Genomic DNA, 912 nt, shown 5'->3' with positions numbered 1-912 from the left:
TTAGATACAGAAAATAATCCGGAAAGCACGATTGATTATTTAATTGCCTTAAATGACACAAAAGCAAAAGAGCTAATGGTTAAATTAGAAAAAAGCAAAGCTTTTACCAACCCTTAATGCATTTATTAATGGTGGTTATTCTGGCTACAATGAAGACTTTTCATTTACCAAAAAAAGTCAACCTTGGTTTGGGTCTTCATTATTTGGTATTAGTTTAGATATTCCCATTTTTAGTTCAGGAATGCGAAGTGCCTCAACACAACGTGCAGCAATCAACCTTGAAAAAGCACAAACAGAATTAACCGAAACCGAACAACGCATTAAACTTCAGATTGAATCAGCAAAGAGTGATTACCAATTCGCTATTGAAGATTATGCCAACAAAAAAGAGAATTTAGGTTTAGCAGAACGTATTGAAACTAAAACCAAACCAAATTTTGAAGGCATTGGCTCTAGTTTTGAGTTGAGACAAGCCCAAACACAATTATACACAGCACAACAAGAATTACTTCAAGCGATGTTAGATGTTATAAACTCTAAAGCCGCTTTAGAAACCGTTCTAAACACACCAATCAATAATTAAAAATCACCAATAAAATGAAATACATATATCCACTATTAATCGTTGCAATCGTATCGATTTCGTGTTCTGGCGAAAAGAAAATTCTGTAGAACAAGTTATTAAAAGTGATAATCTTGAAACTATAAGAACAAAAAGAGGTCAACTTGTTGCTGAACAAGAAGCCATCAACGATGAAATTAAACTTTTGGATGAGAGAATAAAAACGTTAGATACCACAAAGCATGTCCCTTTAATTACAACCTTTAAAGCCCAAGCTGAAGTTTTTTAACCATGTTTTAGAATTACAAGGAAACGTCACCACTAAAGACCTTTTAACCATAGTCGTGGGA

Annotated in this window: 1 protein-coding gene and 1 pseudogene; both read left to right on the top strand. The window is 33.4% G+C overall.

Annotated features, from left to right (window positions below; translation table 11 throughout):
- Window positions 1-103: 103 nt before the first annotated feature.
- Window positions 104-583 (top strand): annotated as a pseudogene (locus ADICYQ_RS13940) (TolC family protein); the annotation flags it as partial.
- A gap of 61 nt (window positions 584-644) precedes the next feature.
- Window positions 645-851 (top strand): hypothetical protein, encoded by a 207-nt coding sequence (locus ADICYQ_RS13935; protein WP_020894226.1) that lies wholly within the window; start codon window positions 645-647, stop codon window positions 849-851.
- Window positions 852-912 lie beyond the last annotated feature (61 nt).

The sequence above is a fragment of the Cyclobacterium qasimii M12-11B genome (assembly GCF_000427295.1).
In the GTDB taxonomy this organism is placed as follows: domain Bacteria; phylum Bacteroidota; class Bacteroidia; order Cytophagales; family Cyclobacteriaceae; genus Cyclobacterium; species Cyclobacterium qasimii.
This window is presented reverse-complemented; position numbering and strand designations above follow the sequence as displayed.